This is a genomic window from Streptomyces sp. NPDC058052 (assembly GCF_042885515.1).
Classification (GTDB): Bacteria; Actinomycetota; Actinomycetes; order Streptomycetales; family Streptomycetaceae; genus Streptomyces.
Genome location: NZ_JBHVRX010000056.1, coordinates 1 through 15388, shown reverse-complemented (window position 1 = coordinate 15388; position 15388 = coordinate 1). Strand labels below are relative to the sequence as shown.

The window sequence follows — 15388 nt, the reverse complement described above, 5'->3', positions numbered from 1 at the left end:
CCGGCCCCCGGCGGGCACGCGTACGCCCGCCGGGACACGGGCCGCGGGGCGGGTGCGGCCCCCGGTCAGCGCGGCCCCGGCGGGCCGGCGGGGGCCTGCGGGCCGTCCGGGGAGCCGTCGGTGGTGCCCGGGCCGATGCGGAGCTCGAAGTCGCCGTCGTACTTCTCGTGTCCGGCGATCACCGCGACCTCGACGATCTCCTTGCCGACCCGGCCGCGCACGATCAGCGGATCCTCGCGCAGGTCCCGCATGAGCGCCACGCACATGCCGATCATCACGAGGACGAACGGGGCGGCCACCAGGATCGTCAGGTTCTGCAGGCCCGCCAGGGCATCGCCCTGGCCGTCGCCGATGAGCAGCATGATCGCCGCGACGGCGCCGGTGACGACGCCCCAGAAGACGACCACCGGACGGGTCGGCTCCATCGCCCCGCGCTGCGACAGGGTGCCCATGACGATCGAGGCGGCGTCCGCGCCGGAGACGAAGAAGATGCCGACGAGGACCATCACGAGCAGGCTCATCACCCCCGTGAGCGGGAACTCCTGGAGCAGTCCGAAGAGCTGCCCCTCCGGGGTGGCCTCGTCCGCCAGCCGGCCCTCCTCGCTCAGCCGCATCGCCGTGCCGCCGAAGATCGCGAACCACACCAGGCTGACCGCGCTCGGCACCAGGATGACGCCGCCGATGAACTGGCGGATCGTGCGGCCGCGGCTGATCCGGGCGATGAACATGCCGACGAAGGGCGTCCAGGAGATCCACCACGCCCAGTAGAAGACGGTCCAGCTGCCGAGCCAGTCGTGGATGTTCTCGCCGCTGGTGGCCTCGGTGCGGCCGGCCAGCTGGGGCAGGTCGCCGATGTAGGCGGCCAGGGAGGTCGGGAGCAGGTCGAGGACGATGATGGTGGGGCCGGCGACGAAGACGAAGAGGGCCAGGAGCAGCGCCAGCACCATGTTGATGTTGGAGAGCCACTGGATGCCCTTCTCCACGCCGGAGACGGCGGAGAGCACGAAGGCCAGGGTGAGCACGGCGATGATGCCGACGAGCAGACCGGTCCCGGTCCGCTCCATCCAGCCCAGCTCCTCCACGCCGCTGCCGATCTGGAGCGCGCCGAGACCCAGCGAGGCCGCGGAGCCGAACAGCGTGGCGAAGATGGCGAGGATGTCGATGACCCGGCCGGGACCGCCGAACGCCCGGCGCTCGCCCATCAGCGGGACGAAGACCGCGCTGATGGTCTGCCGGCGCCGGCACCGGAAGGTCGAGTACGCGATGGCGAGACCGACGACGGCGTAGATCGCCCACGGGTGGAGCGTCCAGTGGAAGAGCGTGGTGGCCATCGCCGTCTGCATCCGCTCGGCCGAGTCGGCCGGGGAGGTGCCGGGCGGCGGGGTGCCGTAGTGGGCGAGCGGCTCGCTCACGCCGTAGAACATCAGGCCGATGCCCATGCCGGCGCTGAACATCATGGCGATCCACGAGACCGTGCGGAACTCCGGGCCCTCGTCCTCCTGGCCGAGGGTGATCCGGCCGTACCGGCTGATCGCCAGCCACAGCGCGAAGACGACGAAGCCGGAGGCCGCCAGCATGAACGCCCAGCCGCCGTCCCGGATCAGACCGTCGAGGAGGCTGCTGGAGACGGACTCCAGGCTGTCCGTCGCCGTCGCGCCCCAGACGACGAAGGCGAGCGTGAGGACGGCGGTGACACCGAAGACGATCGGGTCGGTACGGGCGGGGTGGCGGCCGGCGTGATCGGGCAGGTCGGCCGTGACCGGCAAGGCGCCCCGCCCCGCCCCGTCCTTGCCGCCACCCGGCCCTCCACCGTCTCCCCGGCCCTCCGGATCCTGTCCGACCTGCGCCATCGACGACCCCTTTCCCCGCCAAACGGGACAAACTTCCTATGTCCTGGTAAGGCAGTACCACAAGCGGGGTCGAAGTCGGCGGACCAACAGGCCCCGGCCCCTGACCGGTTGGCCGGAGCGGGCGGCCTCAGTCGCCGCGGGCGTGCAGCTCGACGGCGGTGAGCAGGCGCAGCTGGGCGTCGAGCCAGGGGCGCACCGCCGCCTCCGGACCCGCCTCCGCGAGCACCGTCGGCACCCGACGGACCTGCTCCGCCGTGGTCATGAGGCCGCGTCGGGCGAGGGCGTCGGCCGCGCCGGAGAGCGCGGTCCCGGCCCCGGCGGGCAGCCGCCGCAGACCGTGCACCGTGACGGCGGCGAGCGCGGAGAGGGCGCCGTGCAGCGCGAGCGCGACGGGGTCGTCGGGGGCGGCGGGGGCCGCGTGCGGCAGCCCGGCCGCGGGCCGCCGGGGCGCGGGCGCCAGGTCGGGTACGACGGTGCCGGTGCCGGTCCGGACGGCGAGCGGGTCCACCACGAGCCCGTCCCCGGTCACCCGGACGAAGCCGCTGACCAGCAGGGGCCCGCCCGGCCGCCCGTCACCGCCCGCCGCCCCGTCGCCGCGCAGGGCGTCGGCCAGGGCGTCGAGCCCGCCGGGGCCGTGGGGGTTGTACGGGGCGACCAGCCGCGCCGTGGCGCCCGCCGCGTCCCGCACGACGGCCCGCAGCTCCTGGCGCGCGGGGTCGTAGCCCGGCTCCTCCACCGCCTCGACGGCCAGGACGTGCACGGCCTCCGCCTCGACCCGGGGGCGCGCGAAGCGCGGCGGGCGGCGGCGCAGGGCCCGGGCGTGCGCGGCGAAGTCCCGGACCAGCAGCGGCTCGGGCAGCTCGGCCCAGGCGTTCCCGACGGGGGTGACGCCGGTGGCGGCCACCCGGGAGGCGCCGATCGTCACCGCCCGCCCGGGGGTGCGGGAGGCGACCTCGCTCACCACGTTCCCCGCGGCGAGCGCGCCCAGGGTGCTGCCGGCGATCCGGCGCCGGGCGAGCGTCGGGCCGGTCGCCTCCGTGTCCCGCGCGACCGTCCAGCGGCGGCGCAGCACCAGCGCGATGCCCGCGCCGCCGTGCGCCAGGTAGACCTCGGCGGTGCGGTCCGAAGGGGTGCCCGAGATCCGGCAGCCGAGGGCGGTCAGCCGCACCCGGCGCAGCGGGGTGTCGCCGCGCTCGCCGCTGCCGAGGAACGCGCCGGCCCGGCCGCGCGCCCGGGCCCGGGCGTCGGCCTCGCCGAGCAGCGCGGCCAGCTCCTCGGCCCGGAAGCGGGCGCCCCGGCCCTCGTACTCGCCGAGCTGGACGAGGACGTCGGTCAGGACGCCGGCCGGCCAGTGCAGCGCGCCGGCCGCGAGCTCGCCGCGGACCCGTCCCAGGGCGCCGGGGAGGACGGGGCCCGCGTGGGCGGCGCCGTCGAGCAGCAGGTCCGCGAGGAGCGGACCGGACCGGTCGAGCGCGGCGGCCGCCCTGCGGCCGGGGGCGGCCCCGCCGACGTCCACCTGCGCGGGCGGGTGCGCGGGGTCCGCGTCCACGGCCGCGCGGAACGCCCAGACGGCGAGCGCGACGGCCTCGCCCCGGACCGCGTCGGCGGCGTCCGTGACCGCGTGCGCCACCGTGTCCGGGACCGGGAAGCGGACGGTGCAGGTGGGCAGTTCGGCCCGCGCGGCGGGGGCTCCGGGGCCCGGGTGGGTGAGCCGGGCGCTGTAGCCGCGCGCCAGCGTCCGCCGGGCGGCGGCCACCGCCCGCGCCCCGACGGCGGCCACCAGGGCCTCGTCGTCGGTGTCCCCGGGCGACCACGGCCGCCGTCCGGACGGGCCGGACGCGCTCGCCGCGTCCGGTTCCGGGGCGGGGCCGGGAGCCGCTCCGGGGACGGTCCCGGACACCACCGCACCGGCCGCGGACCGCGTCACCGCCCCGGGCCCCGGGGGCGCGGTGGGGGTGGCGGGCTCGACGGGGGTGGCGGGGGCGTCGGCCGCGGGCTCGGCGGGTCCTTCGGGCCGGAGTCCGCCGTCCAGGGACGGCGGGGCGGCGGGGGCGGGCGGGTCCTGGGCCTGCCGCTGGTGGGCGAGGACCAGGCCGACCAGGTGGCGGCAGACACCGGGGGCGCCGCAGGCGCAGGTGCCGCGGTCCAGTCCGGCGCCGGGGGCGAGGGAGACCGTGGTGCCGTCGGGGAAGCGGCCGGTGAGCGTGGCGTCCGGGCCCGTGGTCACCGTCGCGCCCGCGCCCGCGGCCAGTTCCCGCGCGGCGCGCTTCACGAGGCCCCGGTTGGTGAGGGCGGCGAGCGTCTCGGTGTCCAGGGCGAGGAGGTCGGCGCGGGTCATCGGCCCAGCCTCTCGGCGACGAACTCGGCCAGCCGCCCCGGCGTCATGGCGCCGACGTGGGCGCCGGCGTCCGCGAGGAGCTGACCGAGCTCGCGGTCGTAGGCCGGCCGGGCCTCCTCGTCGAGCGCGGCGAGACCGAGGACGACGGTGCCCTGCTCGACCAGCGCCCGCACGCCCCGCACCAGCCGGTGGCGGTCGCCGCCCTCGTAGAAGTCGCTGATGACCGCGACGATCGCCCGGCGCGGGTTGTCCACCAGGCCGGTCGCGTAGGCGACGGCCCGGGCGATGTCGGTGCCGCCGCCGAGCTGGACCCGCATGAGCAGCTCCACCGGGTCGGAGACGTCGCTGGTCAGGTCCACCACGGCGGTGTCGAAGGCGACCAGATGGGTCGTCAGGCCGGGCAGGCCCCACAGGCTGGCGGCCGTCACGGCGGAGTGGATCACCGAGTCGACCATGGAACCGGACTGGTCGACGAGGAGGATCAGCTGCCAGCGCTCGACGTGCCGTCGGGTCCGGGAGTGGAAGCGGGGCCGCTCGATGAGGAGCCGTCGCTCCTCGGGCCGGTAGTGGGCGAGGTTGGCGCGGACGGTGCCCCGGAAGTCGAAGTCGCGGCTGAGCGGGATCCTGCTGGGGCGGCGGGAGCGGGTGCCGTGGAGGGCGCGGCGCACCTCGGGCCGGAGCCGTTCCATGAGCCGGCGGACGACCGTCTCGACGATGCGGCGGGCGAGCCGCAGCACCTCGGGGTTCATCAGGTGCTTGGTGCGCAGGACGGCGCGGAGGAGGGTCTGGTCGGGCTCGATGCGTTCCAGGACGGCGGGGTCGGTGACGATCTCGTGGATCTCGAACCGCTCGACCGCGTCCCGTTCGAGCCGTTCGACGGTCTCCCGGGGGAAGAGCCGGTGCACGTCGTCGAGCCAGTCGACGGGGGTCACGGTGGAGGGGCCGTCGCCGCCCTCGCGGCCGGTGGCACGCACCCCGCGACGGGCCTGCTCGGGGTCGCGTCCGTAGAGCCAGTCGAGCGCGGCGTCGCGGGCGGCGGCCTCGGGGCCGAGGGGGCCGGTGCGGCCCTCGGCGGGGGCGCCGAGGACGAGGCGCCACCGCTCGAGTCCGGGGTCGCGTGCGCCTCCGGGGGTGTGCGGGGCGGTCATCGGGCGGTCCCCAGGCCGAGGTCGTCGAGGGTGCGTGACACGTGGTCCTCCAGTGCGCGGGCCCGGGCGAGGTCCAGCGGGTCCGCGGTGGTGCGGAGCAGGGAGCGGGCCGAGCCGCGCAGCCCGCGCCGCTCGATGAGGCGGGCGGCGATCCCTTCGCGCTCGGTGGGCGGGAACCAGGCGAAGGCTTCGCGGAGGGCGGGCAGGGCGACGAGGAAGTCGGTCTCGGACATCGCCGTGACCAGGTCGTCGAGGACGCCGACGAGCGTCCCCCGGTCGCCGTCCGGCGCCTCGGCGGACACCTCTTCCCGGGCCACCGCGAAGAGGCCCGCCAGCCAGTCGCCGAGGACGGCGGGCTCGGCGGCGGCCCGGACGGCCTCGGCGACGCCGGGCCGCCCGCCGCCGTCCGGGGCGTGCGGGGTGCGGGCGAGGACGCGGACCAGGCCGAAGGCGGCGCCGCGGAGGTCGGGCGGTGCGGCCGGATCCGCCGCGACGCGGCGGAAGACGTCCGCGGCGGCGTCGCGGGGGACGGTGAGGAGCGGCTCGGCGTGCAGCAGGGCGTCGCGGACGGCGACGAGGGCGCGCAGCCGGGCCCGGTCGGGACCGGCGGAGCCGCCGGGTGCCGTGCCCTCGACGAGCCACAGCACGCGGGTGACGGCCGTGTCGACGGTGGCGGCGAGCAGCGGGTCGCGGGCGACGCCGTAGACGCGGTCGTGCCGCCACAGGCCGAGGGCGGTGGCGAGAGCGGTGCCCAGCGGGCCGGGCGCGGTGGCCGCGGCGAGCCCCTGGCGGAGCCGGGTGACGAGGGGTCCCGCGAGGTCGGTGGCGCCGCAGACGACGGTGTCGAAGAGGACCGCGGCGAGGGCGGCGCAGTCGTCCGCGGCGGCGCCGGCGCGGTCGCCGAGGGCGACGAGGGCCGCGTCGTCGAGGCGCGCGCCGTAGGCACCGGCCTCGACGAGGGCGGCGTCACGGCCGGCCGCCGGGCGGGGCACCCAGCGTTCCTCCGCGACCGGGTCGGTGCCGTCGGCCGGGCCGGCGACCCTCTCGTATCCGGGGATGCCGAGGACGCGGAGCCGGTGGAGGACGCGGCTGCGGTCCAGGCCGGCCGGCTCGGTGAGCCGGAGCGTCACGGGGACGGTGCCGTCGAGACCGAGGGCGGCGAGGCGGGCGGCGACGTCGTGGACGAGGGGCGGGGCGGGGGTGTCGGGGTGGAGCCGGCCGGTGCGGTCGCCCGCGCAGGCCGCGACCATCTCCACGACCGCCGGGTGCGACCCGGCGCGCAGCGGGCCGCGCCGGGTCCACGGCAGGGGCTCGTCGAGCGCCTCGGTGACGAGGGCGCCCGCGAGGGCGTCGAGGAGGTCGAGCCGGCCGGGCGTGGGGTGGCCGCGCAGGGCGGCGAGCGCGGTGGCGGAGGCGCGGGCGGCGACGAGGGAGGCGGTGGAGACGGGGTGGCCGCGGTCGCGGAGCCGGTCGACGACGGCGCGGACGAGCCGCGCTCCGGCGGCCTCGGGGCCGTCCTCCCACAGCCACTGGTGGTAGGCGGGGGACGGCATCCCGGACTCGTAGCCGGCGAAGGAGTCGAGCTGCCGGAAGGAGTAGGGGACGAGGAAGCTGCCGCTGAGCGCCCCCTCGGGCGGTTCGGGCACGGCGGGCCACTCCGTGGCCCCGCGGGGGCCTGCCGCCGTCCGGACGGGTGCGCCGGCGCCGGGGGCGGGCTGCGGCGCGTCCCCCGGTCCGGTCTCCGCCAGCCGGCGGAGGGCCGGGCGGTGGAAGCCGCCGGTGACGACGAGGACCGGGCGGTCGCCGGCGGCCCGGGCGGCGCGGATCCAGCCGGCCATGTACGCCTCGCGGGTCCGGTCGGACGCGTCGGCCTCGGTGTCGCCGCGGACGGCGTCGAAGTAGGTCTCCAGGCGCTCCGCCAGGTCCGGGGCGTCGGGGTCGGCCTCGATCATGCGGTCCCAGAGGGCGTCGGCCGAGTCGACGGAGAAGCGCCGCCGGAGCCGGGCGGTGGCCTCGGCGTAGCGGACCTCGGCGTCCGCGTACCGGTTGGCGCGCCCCGCGAAGGCGGGGTGCCAGGCGGGCAGGTCGATGAACCGCACCTCGGCGCCGGCCGCCCGGCCCGCGGTGAGCGCGATCCACTCGGGCGAGTAGGCGCACAACGGGGTCCAGGAGGTCGCGGCCCGGTCGCCGTCGCGGTAGTGGCTGAAGACGGCGACGGGCAGTTCGTGCCCGAGCAGCAGTTCGTCGAGGCGCCCGTCGAGGTCGGCGGGGCCTTCGACGAGCACGTACGCGGGGCGCAGCCGTTCGACGGTCCGGGCGACGAGCCGGGCGCAGGCGGGCGAGTGGTGGCGGACGCCGAGGTACGTGACGGTCATCAGCCGGCCAGCAGGTGGCGGGCCGCGTGCAGCGCCTTCCACTGGGCGCCGCCGCGGACGGCGACGCGCTGTTCGAGGTAGCGGCGCAGGCGGGCCAGGTCCTCGGGGCTGTCCTTGGCGGCGGTGCCGGCGAGGCAGGTGACGATGTCGGAGGCGTCGCCGGGGCCGCCGCGCAGGAACCAGCCGCGGACGCCGACGGCGTGGGCGACGGAGACGGCCTCGGCGGTGCTCATGACCGCCGAGAGCCGGTCGGCCGGGGCTCCGTCGTGGGTGGTGCCGTTGCGGAGTTCTCGGAAGGTGGTGACGAGGACGGTGAGGACGTCCCGGTCGGGGGCGACGGGGACGCCGGAGCGGCGCAGCAGGGCGGTGGCCTCGGCCTCGACGAGGGCGAGTTCGGTGTCGAGGTCGGGGATGGGGAAGACGGTCTCGAAGGTGAAGCGCCGCTTGAGGGCGGCGCTCATCTCGTTGACGCCCCGGTCCCGGGTGTTGGCGGTGGCGATGACGTTGAAGCCCTGGCGGGCGAAGACCATGCCGTCGGGTCCGTCGAGTTCGGGGACGGCGAGGACCCGCTCGGAGAGGAGGGAGAGGAGGGAGTCCTGGACCTCCAGGGGGCAGCGGGTGATCTCCTCGAAGCGGACGAGCCGGCCCTCGGCCATGCCCTTGAGCATGGGCGCGGGGACGAGGGCGCGCGGTGAGGGGCCCTCGGAGACGAGGAGGGCGTAGTTCCACGCGTACTTGATGTGGTCCTCGGTGGTGGCGGCGCCGCCCTGGACGACGAGGGTGGAGTCGCCGGCGACGGCGGCCGCGACGAGCTCCGAGAGGAGGGACTTGGCGGTGCCGGGTTCGCCGACGAGCATCAGGCCGCGGTTGGTGGCGAGGGCGACGAGGGCCCGCTCCACGAGGGCGGTGTCGCCGACGAACTTGCGGCTGACGCCGGTCTCCTCGTCGCCGACGACGAAGCGGCGGGCGGCCCGCAGGCTGAGCTGCCAGCCGGGCGGGCGCGGGTCGGTGTCGGAGGCGCGCAGGGCGGCGAGCTCCTCGGCGTACCGGACCTCGGCGGGGGGCCGCTGGAGCCCGTCCGGTGCGGTGCCGGGGGCGTCGGTGGTCACGAGGTCAGCTCCGTGAGGTCGGCGAGGAGCTCGGAGACGGTCACGGGGTCGAGGTCGGCGAGGCGCAGCGGGTAGCTGCGGCTCCCCCAGTGGTCGCCGGGCTGGGCGTCGAGCCAGACGGTGTCGAGGGTCTGGTCGGGGAACTCGTCGAGCATGCCGACGGCGATGCCGGGGTCGAGCTGGATGACGAGGTGGCGCTCGGGGGCGAGGCGGCGGGAGAACCAGCGCTCGACGCCGGCGTCCTGCGGGGTGCCGCGCTCCCAGCCGCGCTTCTGGAGGCCGAGGAGGCGGCCGACGGGGACGGTGACGCCCTCGAAGCGGGTGAGGCGGGCGCTCGCGGCGTCCTCCTCGGTGGCGGTGTGGAGCTGCCGGCCGAGCTGCGGGAAGGGCTGGACGATCTCGTAGTCGGCGAGGAGTTCGGCCCAGGTGCCGAGCTCCTCGGTGAGGTGGAGGGGGTGCGGGAGGGTGACGGTGGCGTCGTCGGCGACGGTGAGCAGCTCGTCGTCGGCGTCGGCGTAGGTGCGGTCCTCGGCGATCCGGAAGGCGGTGGTGGTGCCGGACTGCTCCGCGCTCCAGACGAGACGGCGGGCGAGGTGCCAGACGAGGGGGTGCTCGACGAACAGCTGCCGGAACTCGGCTCCGGTCCAGGAGCGGCCGTCGACCATGGCGGTCTCCAGGCGCCGGACCTGGTCGGTGGCGATGGTGCGGACGTCCTTCTTGAGGGCGAGGAACCGCTTGCGCTCGGCGGTGGCGCGCTCGGTCTCGTCGCGGGCGCCGGGCTTGGGGAGGTCCTTGAGGCGGCGGCCCTCGGCGTCGCGGACGAAGGGCTTGAGGGCCTCGTCGAAGCCGACGGTGAAGCGGCGGGTGCCGTAGTCGACGACGGTGCTGCCGTCGGCGTCGAGGCCGAGGTCGGGCACGAGACGGTCGGCGAGCTGCTCGGCGGTGAGGCCGAGTTCGTCGGCGACCTCGGCGATCTTCTCCTGGGCGCGCTGCTTGAGCGCCTTGAACTTGACCCGCTGGGAGATGCCGTGGAGGTGGAGGAGGGCGCTGTCGGTGCCGATGGCGGCGAGCACGTCGAGTCCTTCGACGGCCCGGTGGTGGGCGCCCTCGCCGGGCCAGGCGCGGATGACGGGGGTGAGGGCGTGGACCGTGTCGTCGTCGCCGAACCAGCCGAGGGCGTGCAGGGTCCACGCCTCCTTGGGCGGCATGCCGACGACCCGCCACTCCTCGAAGAGGCCCCAGGCGAACTCGGCGAGCGACGCGGGGGTGCAGAGTTCGCGGACCGCGGCGAGGCCCGGGTAGGGGGCGCCCGGCTTGGAGACGGAGACCATGGTGAGCAGGTGGGCGACGGCGGGGACGGGCAGGGTGGCGCCGGTCCGCAGCCGGACCCGGGGCAGCACGCGGGGCTCGATCCAGGCGGGGGCCTGGGGCATCCGGGCGGGCAGCGCGGTCACCAGCGGGTCGGTGTCGAGGAGCAGTTCGATCGCCTCGACGGTCTCCCGGCCGTACTCCTCGGCGGCGGTGCGGACGCCGTCGGGGCCGTGGGCGGCGACGAGCGCGCGGAGGGCGCCCTCGGCGGCGGTCCGTTCGGGGCCGGGGGCGCCGACGGCGTCGGGGACCAGGAGCCGGGCCGCGTCGGTGCCGTGGCGGAGCAGCCAGGTGCGGGCGGTGCGGCCGGCGGTCTTGAGCCGGTTCAGCCAGTCGGCCATCAGGCGGGCCACGCGGACGTCGAGGTACGGCAGCAGCACCTCGGACATGGCGGTGGGGTGGTGGGAGGCCATGCGCAGGAGGGGCGGGAGCGCGGCGTCCTCGTGGGCGGCGACGAGCGGTTTGAAGACCTCGGCGCCGTCGTAGCAGTGCTCCATGCCGTCCCAGTCGGCGAGGAAGGGACGGACACGGTCGGCGGGGCCGTTGACGAGGACTCCGACGGTGTGCCAGTTGTGCAGGTCGCCCCGGAGGAGCTTGCGGACGAGCAGGTCCATGGACTCGTACGGCTGCCAGCCGGTGACCCAGGACTCCGCGGTCGCCCATGTCCGCCGCTCTCCGTCCCGCCAGACGGTGCGGGTGCCGTCCGGTGCGACGGGTCCGGTGACGACCCGGGGCTTGACGGCCGGGCGGCGCACGGTCCACGGGGGGCTGGTGAGGAGGGCGGGGAGGTCGGCCGGGGCGGCGTCCAGCGCGGTGTCCTGCGCGTGGGTGAGCGGCTCCACCACCTCGGCGGCCTCGGCGGGCAGTTCGGGCAGGACGGCGAGGGTGAGGGCGCGGTGGGCGGCGACGTGTCCGGTGAGCATCCGGCGGACCAGCGCGCTGTCGGCGGTGGTCTCCCGGGCGGCGAGGGCGAGGAGCCGGAGGGCTCGGACCGGGAAGCGGCGGGCGGCCGCGGCCAGTTCGGCGCGGACGTGCTTGTCGCCGACGCGGTCGAGGAGGCCCTGGAACGCCTCGTCGGAGGGGAGTTCGCCGAGGGCCGCGGCGAGCGCCTTGAGGTCGTCGGTGCCGAGGTACTGGCGGTTCGTCTCGGCGACGAGGAAGCGGGCCATGGCGACGCCGGCGCCGTCCGCGACGGTGGCGACGGTGACCGCGTCCCAGCCGCGCCAGCCGAGGTCGATCCGGTCGCCGTAGGCGGCGGTCTGCTCGGCGGTGACGGAGCGGACGAGCAGGTCCCGGACCGGGATCTGGACGTGGTCGCGGGCGGCGGGGTCGGCGAGGCACTCGTCGGTCCAGGCGCGCTCGGTGGGCACCAGGTAGGAGACGGCGACGCGGCGGCGCGGTGTGGTCCGGTGGCGGGCGAGGGCGGAGACGGCCGACGCGTACGTGGCGTCGTCGGTGACGGCGAGCAGCGCGCGGACCCGGTCGAGGACCGTGTGGGCCTCGCCCTGCTGCCACTGCGCCTCGTCCTCGCGGGCGGCCTCGACGCCTCCGACGACGCTGCCCCGGTCGGCCTGGAGCCAGATGCGGCGGCATTCGAGGAGTTCGACGGCGGCGACGGCGGCGAAGGGCAGTCCGTGGGCGGCGGTCCAGGCGTCGGCGATGACGGGCCGCTCGGCCTCCATGGGGAGGAGCGCGGCGAGGACGGCGGCGCCGATGGGGTCGGGGCCGCCGGCGTCGTGGGCGCGGGCGGCGGCGACGAGGGCGGCGTCGCTCCGCTCGGAGGCGAGGGCGCGGTCGACCTCGGCGGTGAAGCGCGAGCGCCACCTGGCGAGCCGGGCGGGCGCGTCGGCGGCGGGCGGCCGGACGGGGACGGGCGTGCCGCCGCGGCGCGGCCGGAGGTGCCGCTTCCACGCCTCGGGCAGGACGAAGGCGGTCTCGTCGGGGCGGACGGCGGGGGCGTCGGGAGCCGGTTCCAGGGGGACCTGGGCGACCGGCGCGGTGCCGGCGGCGGACGCGGCGACGGGCGCCGGAGCGGCGACGGGCGCCGGGGTGGCGGACGCGGCGACGGGTGCCGGAGCGGCGGACGCGGCGGTGCCGGCGCCGGTGGCGACGTACCCCTTGCGCTCCTTCTCGCCGATCGTCTTCAGCAGGTACGCCCCGGCCGCCTCCGGTGTGCCGAGGTCCTTGACGCGCGTCTGGCCCGCCGTGCCGATCCGGCCGAACCGGACGGTCACCGAGGTGCCTTCCGCACCGGCTTCCCAGAACTTCCCCGCGCCGTCCCCGGCGTGCTCCCAGCGGCGCACGGACCCTCCCGCATTGCTCGTCGATCAGTGGTCTGCACAGTAGCGGGGGTGACTGACAAGGCCGGAATTCCGGCCGTCCGCAGGGGTCCTGGACACCACCGACCTCGCAATGGTTAGGTTAGCCTTACCTAAAATCGACTGAGGAGAGTCACCGTGAGCGTCGCCCCCTCCCCCGCCCTGCCCCAGCAGACCGCCGCGGAACAGGTCCGCTCCGTCCTGGCCCGCGCCCTCTCCCTCTCCCTCACCCTCGACGGGCAGAGCTACGACCTCCTCGGCGCCCACACCGTCGGCGCCCGCGGCCGGATCACCCTCCACCCGCCCGCCGACACCCCGCTGACCGACCACCTCTCCCGCGCACCGCTCGGGACGCTCGACGCCCGCGTCGACCTCACCGACGTCGCCCCGACGGCCCTCCGCGACCGGGTCCGCTCCCGGGTCGCCCTCACCGGCCGGCTCGCCCCCGCCACCCCCGGCGACCTCGGCTCGCTCCGCCTCGACCTCACCCGCGTGACCCTCCGCACCGGCACCGGGACCGAGGAGGTCGCCCCCGGCGCGTACGCCCTCGCCGCCCCCGACCCGCTCGCCCTGGACGAGGCCGCGCTCCTCACCCACCTCGCCGACGCCCACCCCGACCTCGTCTCCGACCTGGTCGTCCTCGCCGGCACCCGTCTCCCGCACGGCGTCGTCCGCGCCCTCCCGCTCGCCATGGACCGGCACGCCGTCTCGCTGCGCTGCGAGTACGGCGAAGGCCACTGCGACCTCCGCCTCCTCTTCCCCGCCGAGGCCCGCGACGCCGCCGCGGCCGGCGACATGGTCCGCCGGCTCCTCACCGCCCCGCGCTGCGCGCACCACCACGACCACCACTGACGCCGGGCCCCCGGGCCGGAAACCGCACACGCGGACGGGCGCGTCCCCTCCCGCATGGACCAGATCACCCACGGCTTCCGCCAGCTCCTGCGCTTCGCCCTCCTGGAGGCGCGCTGCTGCGCCTTCGCCGTCGCGCTCGTCGGCGGCATCGCGGTGTCGGCGCTCCTGCCCGACCTGCCCGTGGCCCGCTACGACCTGCTCCTCGGCTACGGCATCGTGCTCACCGCGCTGGCCTGGCGGATCGGCTGGGACAGCGGGCGGGACGTCGCCGTCATCGCCGTCTGCCACGTCATCGGCCTGCTCTTCGAACTGGTCAAGGTCCGCATGGGCTCCTGGAGCTACCCGGAGGACGCGGTCACCAAGTTCGGCGGCGTTCCCCTCTACGGCGGCTTCCTGTACGCGGCCGTCGGCAGCTACGTGTGCCGCGCCTGGCGCCTCTTCGACCTGCGCCTGTCCGGCTACCGGCCCCGGATCATGGCGGTCCTCGCCGGGGCGGTCTACCTCAACTTCTTCAGCCACCACTGGCTGCCCGACGCCCGCTGGGTGCTCGCCGCGCTGCTGCTCCTCGCCACCACCGGCACCTGGGTCCGCTTCCGCGTCGGCGAGCGGGACCACCGGATGCCGCTCGCCCTCTCCTTCGTCCTCATCGGCTTCTTCCTCTGGATCGCCGAGAACGCCGCCACCTACGTCGGCGCCTGGAGCTACCCCGACCAGCTCGACGGCTGGCAGCCCGTCTCCCCCGCCAAGTTCGGCGCCTGGGCGCTGCTCATCACGGTCACCTTCGTCCTGGTGGCGGCCCGCACGCCTCAGCTCGCGGCCGGCGGCTCCGGCTCCGCCCCCCTGGCGATGCCGAGGGTGGCGAGGAGGTCCTCGTGAAGCTCCATCCAGACGGTGTGGCAGGAGTCGGCGCGGGGGCGGTCCACCCAGGAGAACTCGCCTCGCCGGACCCGCGCCAGGGCCGCGGAGAAGCGTTCGCCGTAACCCGCGAGACGGAGGAGCCGGATGCCGAGTTCGGCGGAGAGGGTGTCCAGGACGCCGCCGAGGACGGTCAGCTCGTCGAGGATCCGGGCGTCCCAGACCGGGTCGCCGTGGGTGTTGACGGCCAGCCGCCCCGAGCCGTCCGGGCGCAGCTGCCAGTCGGTGCAGGCCGTGAGGCAGCGGGCGTTGTACGCGAGGAACGTCTCGTACCGCTCGCGCACGAACGGCCCGTACCCCGAACCGGCCAGTTCCTCGGCGAGCAGCCGCTCGCCCTCCGCCCGGCCCGCGTCGGTCAGGCTCCAGCCGGACGTCCCGGCGAAGGAGCTCCGGCCGACCCGGCCGTACGCCTGGAGGTCGAGCAGCAGCTCGCCGACGGTGTCCACGTCGAGGCCGAAGCGGGCCGCGGCCTCCGCCTCGGTGGTCATGCCCCGCAGCCGTACGGCGTGCAGGACCAGCAGTTCGGGGGTGGAGGAGATCGCCATGGGCAGAGACTAGGCGTGTCTCCCCCGCCCCGGCGAGCCCGGACCGGCTCTTCGCGCAACCCGTCCGGCGGCCCGCGCGTCCTCTTCCGTACGAACCGCGTACGAACCGCGTGCGCACGTGTACGCGGTCCGCACGAATCCGGCTCAGGACCGAACAAGGACGGCGTGATGAGCGACAAGGCCCGCACCCTCTTCGACGCGCTCGACCTCGACCAGGACGGCACGCTGACCCGTATCGAGGTCATCCGGGCCCTGCGGGAGAAGGGGCCCACGCTGGCGGCGCAGGGCGTGATCCCCTTCTGGGGCGTCGGGGACGTGGACTCCTCCGCGGCGCTCTTCGACGCGGCCGACCAGAACGGCGACCGCGTCCTGAGCTTCGAGGAGTTCGCCGCCTTCGTGGACCGGCGCTTCGGCTGGTGACCCCGGGGCGTCCCCCGCGCCCTGGCGTCAGGACCAGGGCGCGGGGGCCGGGGGCGGGGGGGGCCGCGGGGGGGGGGGGCCCCGCACGGGGGGGGGGCGCCGCCCGCGGGCCCCCCCCCCCCCCCGGGTGGCGCCGCGGGCGGGGTGCGG

General features: G+C 76.6%; 10 protein-coding genes. 3 read left to right on the top strand and 7 right to left on the bottom strand.

Annotated elements, in window-relative coordinates; all coding sequences use genetic code 11:
- Nucleotides 1–65: 65 nt before the first annotated feature.
- From ACFVU3_RS38750 to ACFVU3_RS38725, 6 genes are all read right to left on the bottom strand, one after another.
- A complete protein-coding gene (locus ACFVU3_RS38750) occupies nucleotides 66–1850 on the bottom strand; it encodes a BCCT family transporter (RefSeq protein ID WP_390073500.1) in 1785 nt (594 codons plus the stop codon).
- A 127-nt stretch (nucleotides 1851–1977) separates the two neighbouring features.
- Complete coding sequence (locus ACFVU3_RS38745; protein WP_390073499.1) at nucleotides 1978–4188, bottom strand: hypothetical protein; 2211 nt, start codon at nucleotides 4186–4188, stop codon at nucleotides 1978–1980.
- The gene (locus tag ACFVU3_RS38740; RefSeq protein ID WP_390073498.1) at nucleotides 4185–5336 is read right to left on the bottom strand and encodes a VWA domain-containing protein; all 1152 of its coding nucleotides are present in this window, start codon (nucleotides 5334–5336) and stop codon (nucleotides 4185–4187) included. The genes ACFVU3_RS38745 and ACFVU3_RS38740 overlap by 4 nt, the downstream gene beginning before the upstream one ends.
- A complete protein-coding gene (locus tag ACFVU3_RS38735; RefSeq protein WP_390073497.1) occupies nucleotides 5333–7711 on the bottom strand; it encodes a DUF5682 family protein in 2379 nt (792 codons plus the stop codon). The genes ACFVU3_RS38740 and ACFVU3_RS38735 overlap by 4 nt, the downstream gene beginning before the upstream one ends.
- Nucleotides 7711–8820, bottom strand: coding sequence for an AAA family ATPase (locus ACFVU3_RS38730; RefSeq protein WP_390073496.1), 1110 nt, complete (start codon nucleotides 8818–8820; stop codon nucleotides 7711–7713). Before ACFVU3_RS38730 ends, ACFVU3_RS38735 begins: the two co-directional genes overlap by 1 nt.
- On the bottom strand, nucleotides 8817–12491 hold the full coding sequence (locus tag ACFVU3_RS38725; protein ID WP_390073495.1) for a DUF4132 domain-containing protein: 3675 nt from the start codon (nucleotides 12489–12491) through the stop codon (nucleotides 8817–8819). Before ACFVU3_RS38725 ends, ACFVU3_RS38730 begins: the two co-directional genes overlap by 4 nt.
- Before the next feature lie 153 nt (nucleotides 12492–12644).
- On the opposite strand from ACFVU3_RS38725, the gene ACFVU3_RS38720 reads away from it, so the two are divergent.
- Nucleotides 12645–13358 (top strand): DUF2470 domain-containing protein, encoded by a 714-nt coding sequence (locus ACFVU3_RS38720; RefSeq protein WP_390073494.1) that lies wholly within the window; start codon nucleotides 12645–12647, stop codon nucleotides 13356–13358.
- Nucleotides 13359–13412: 54 nt separating this feature from the next.
- A complete protein-coding gene (locus ACFVU3_RS38715) occupies nucleotides 13413–14234 on the top strand; it encodes a DUF817 domain-containing protein (protein WP_390073493.1) in 822 nt (273 codons plus the stop codon).
- Here the strand turns inward: ACFVU3_RS38715 and ACFVU3_RS38710 are convergent.
- On the bottom strand, nucleotides 14165–14818 hold the full coding sequence (locus tag ACFVU3_RS38710) for a transcriptional regulator (protein WP_390073492.1): 654 nt from the start codon (nucleotides 14816–14818) through the stop codon (nucleotides 14165–14167). The two genes, ACFVU3_RS38715 and ACFVU3_RS38710, sit on opposite strands and share 70 nt — an antisense overlap.
- Before the next feature lie 168 nt (nucleotides 14819–14986).
- On the opposite strand from ACFVU3_RS38710, the gene ACFVU3_RS38705 reads away from it, so the two are divergent.
- Complete coding sequence (locus ACFVU3_RS38705) at nucleotides 14987–15238, top strand: EF-hand domain-containing protein (RefSeq protein WP_390073491.1); 252 nt, start codon at nucleotides 14987–14989, stop codon at nucleotides 15236–15238.
- Nucleotides 15239–15388: the final 150 nt, after the last annotated feature.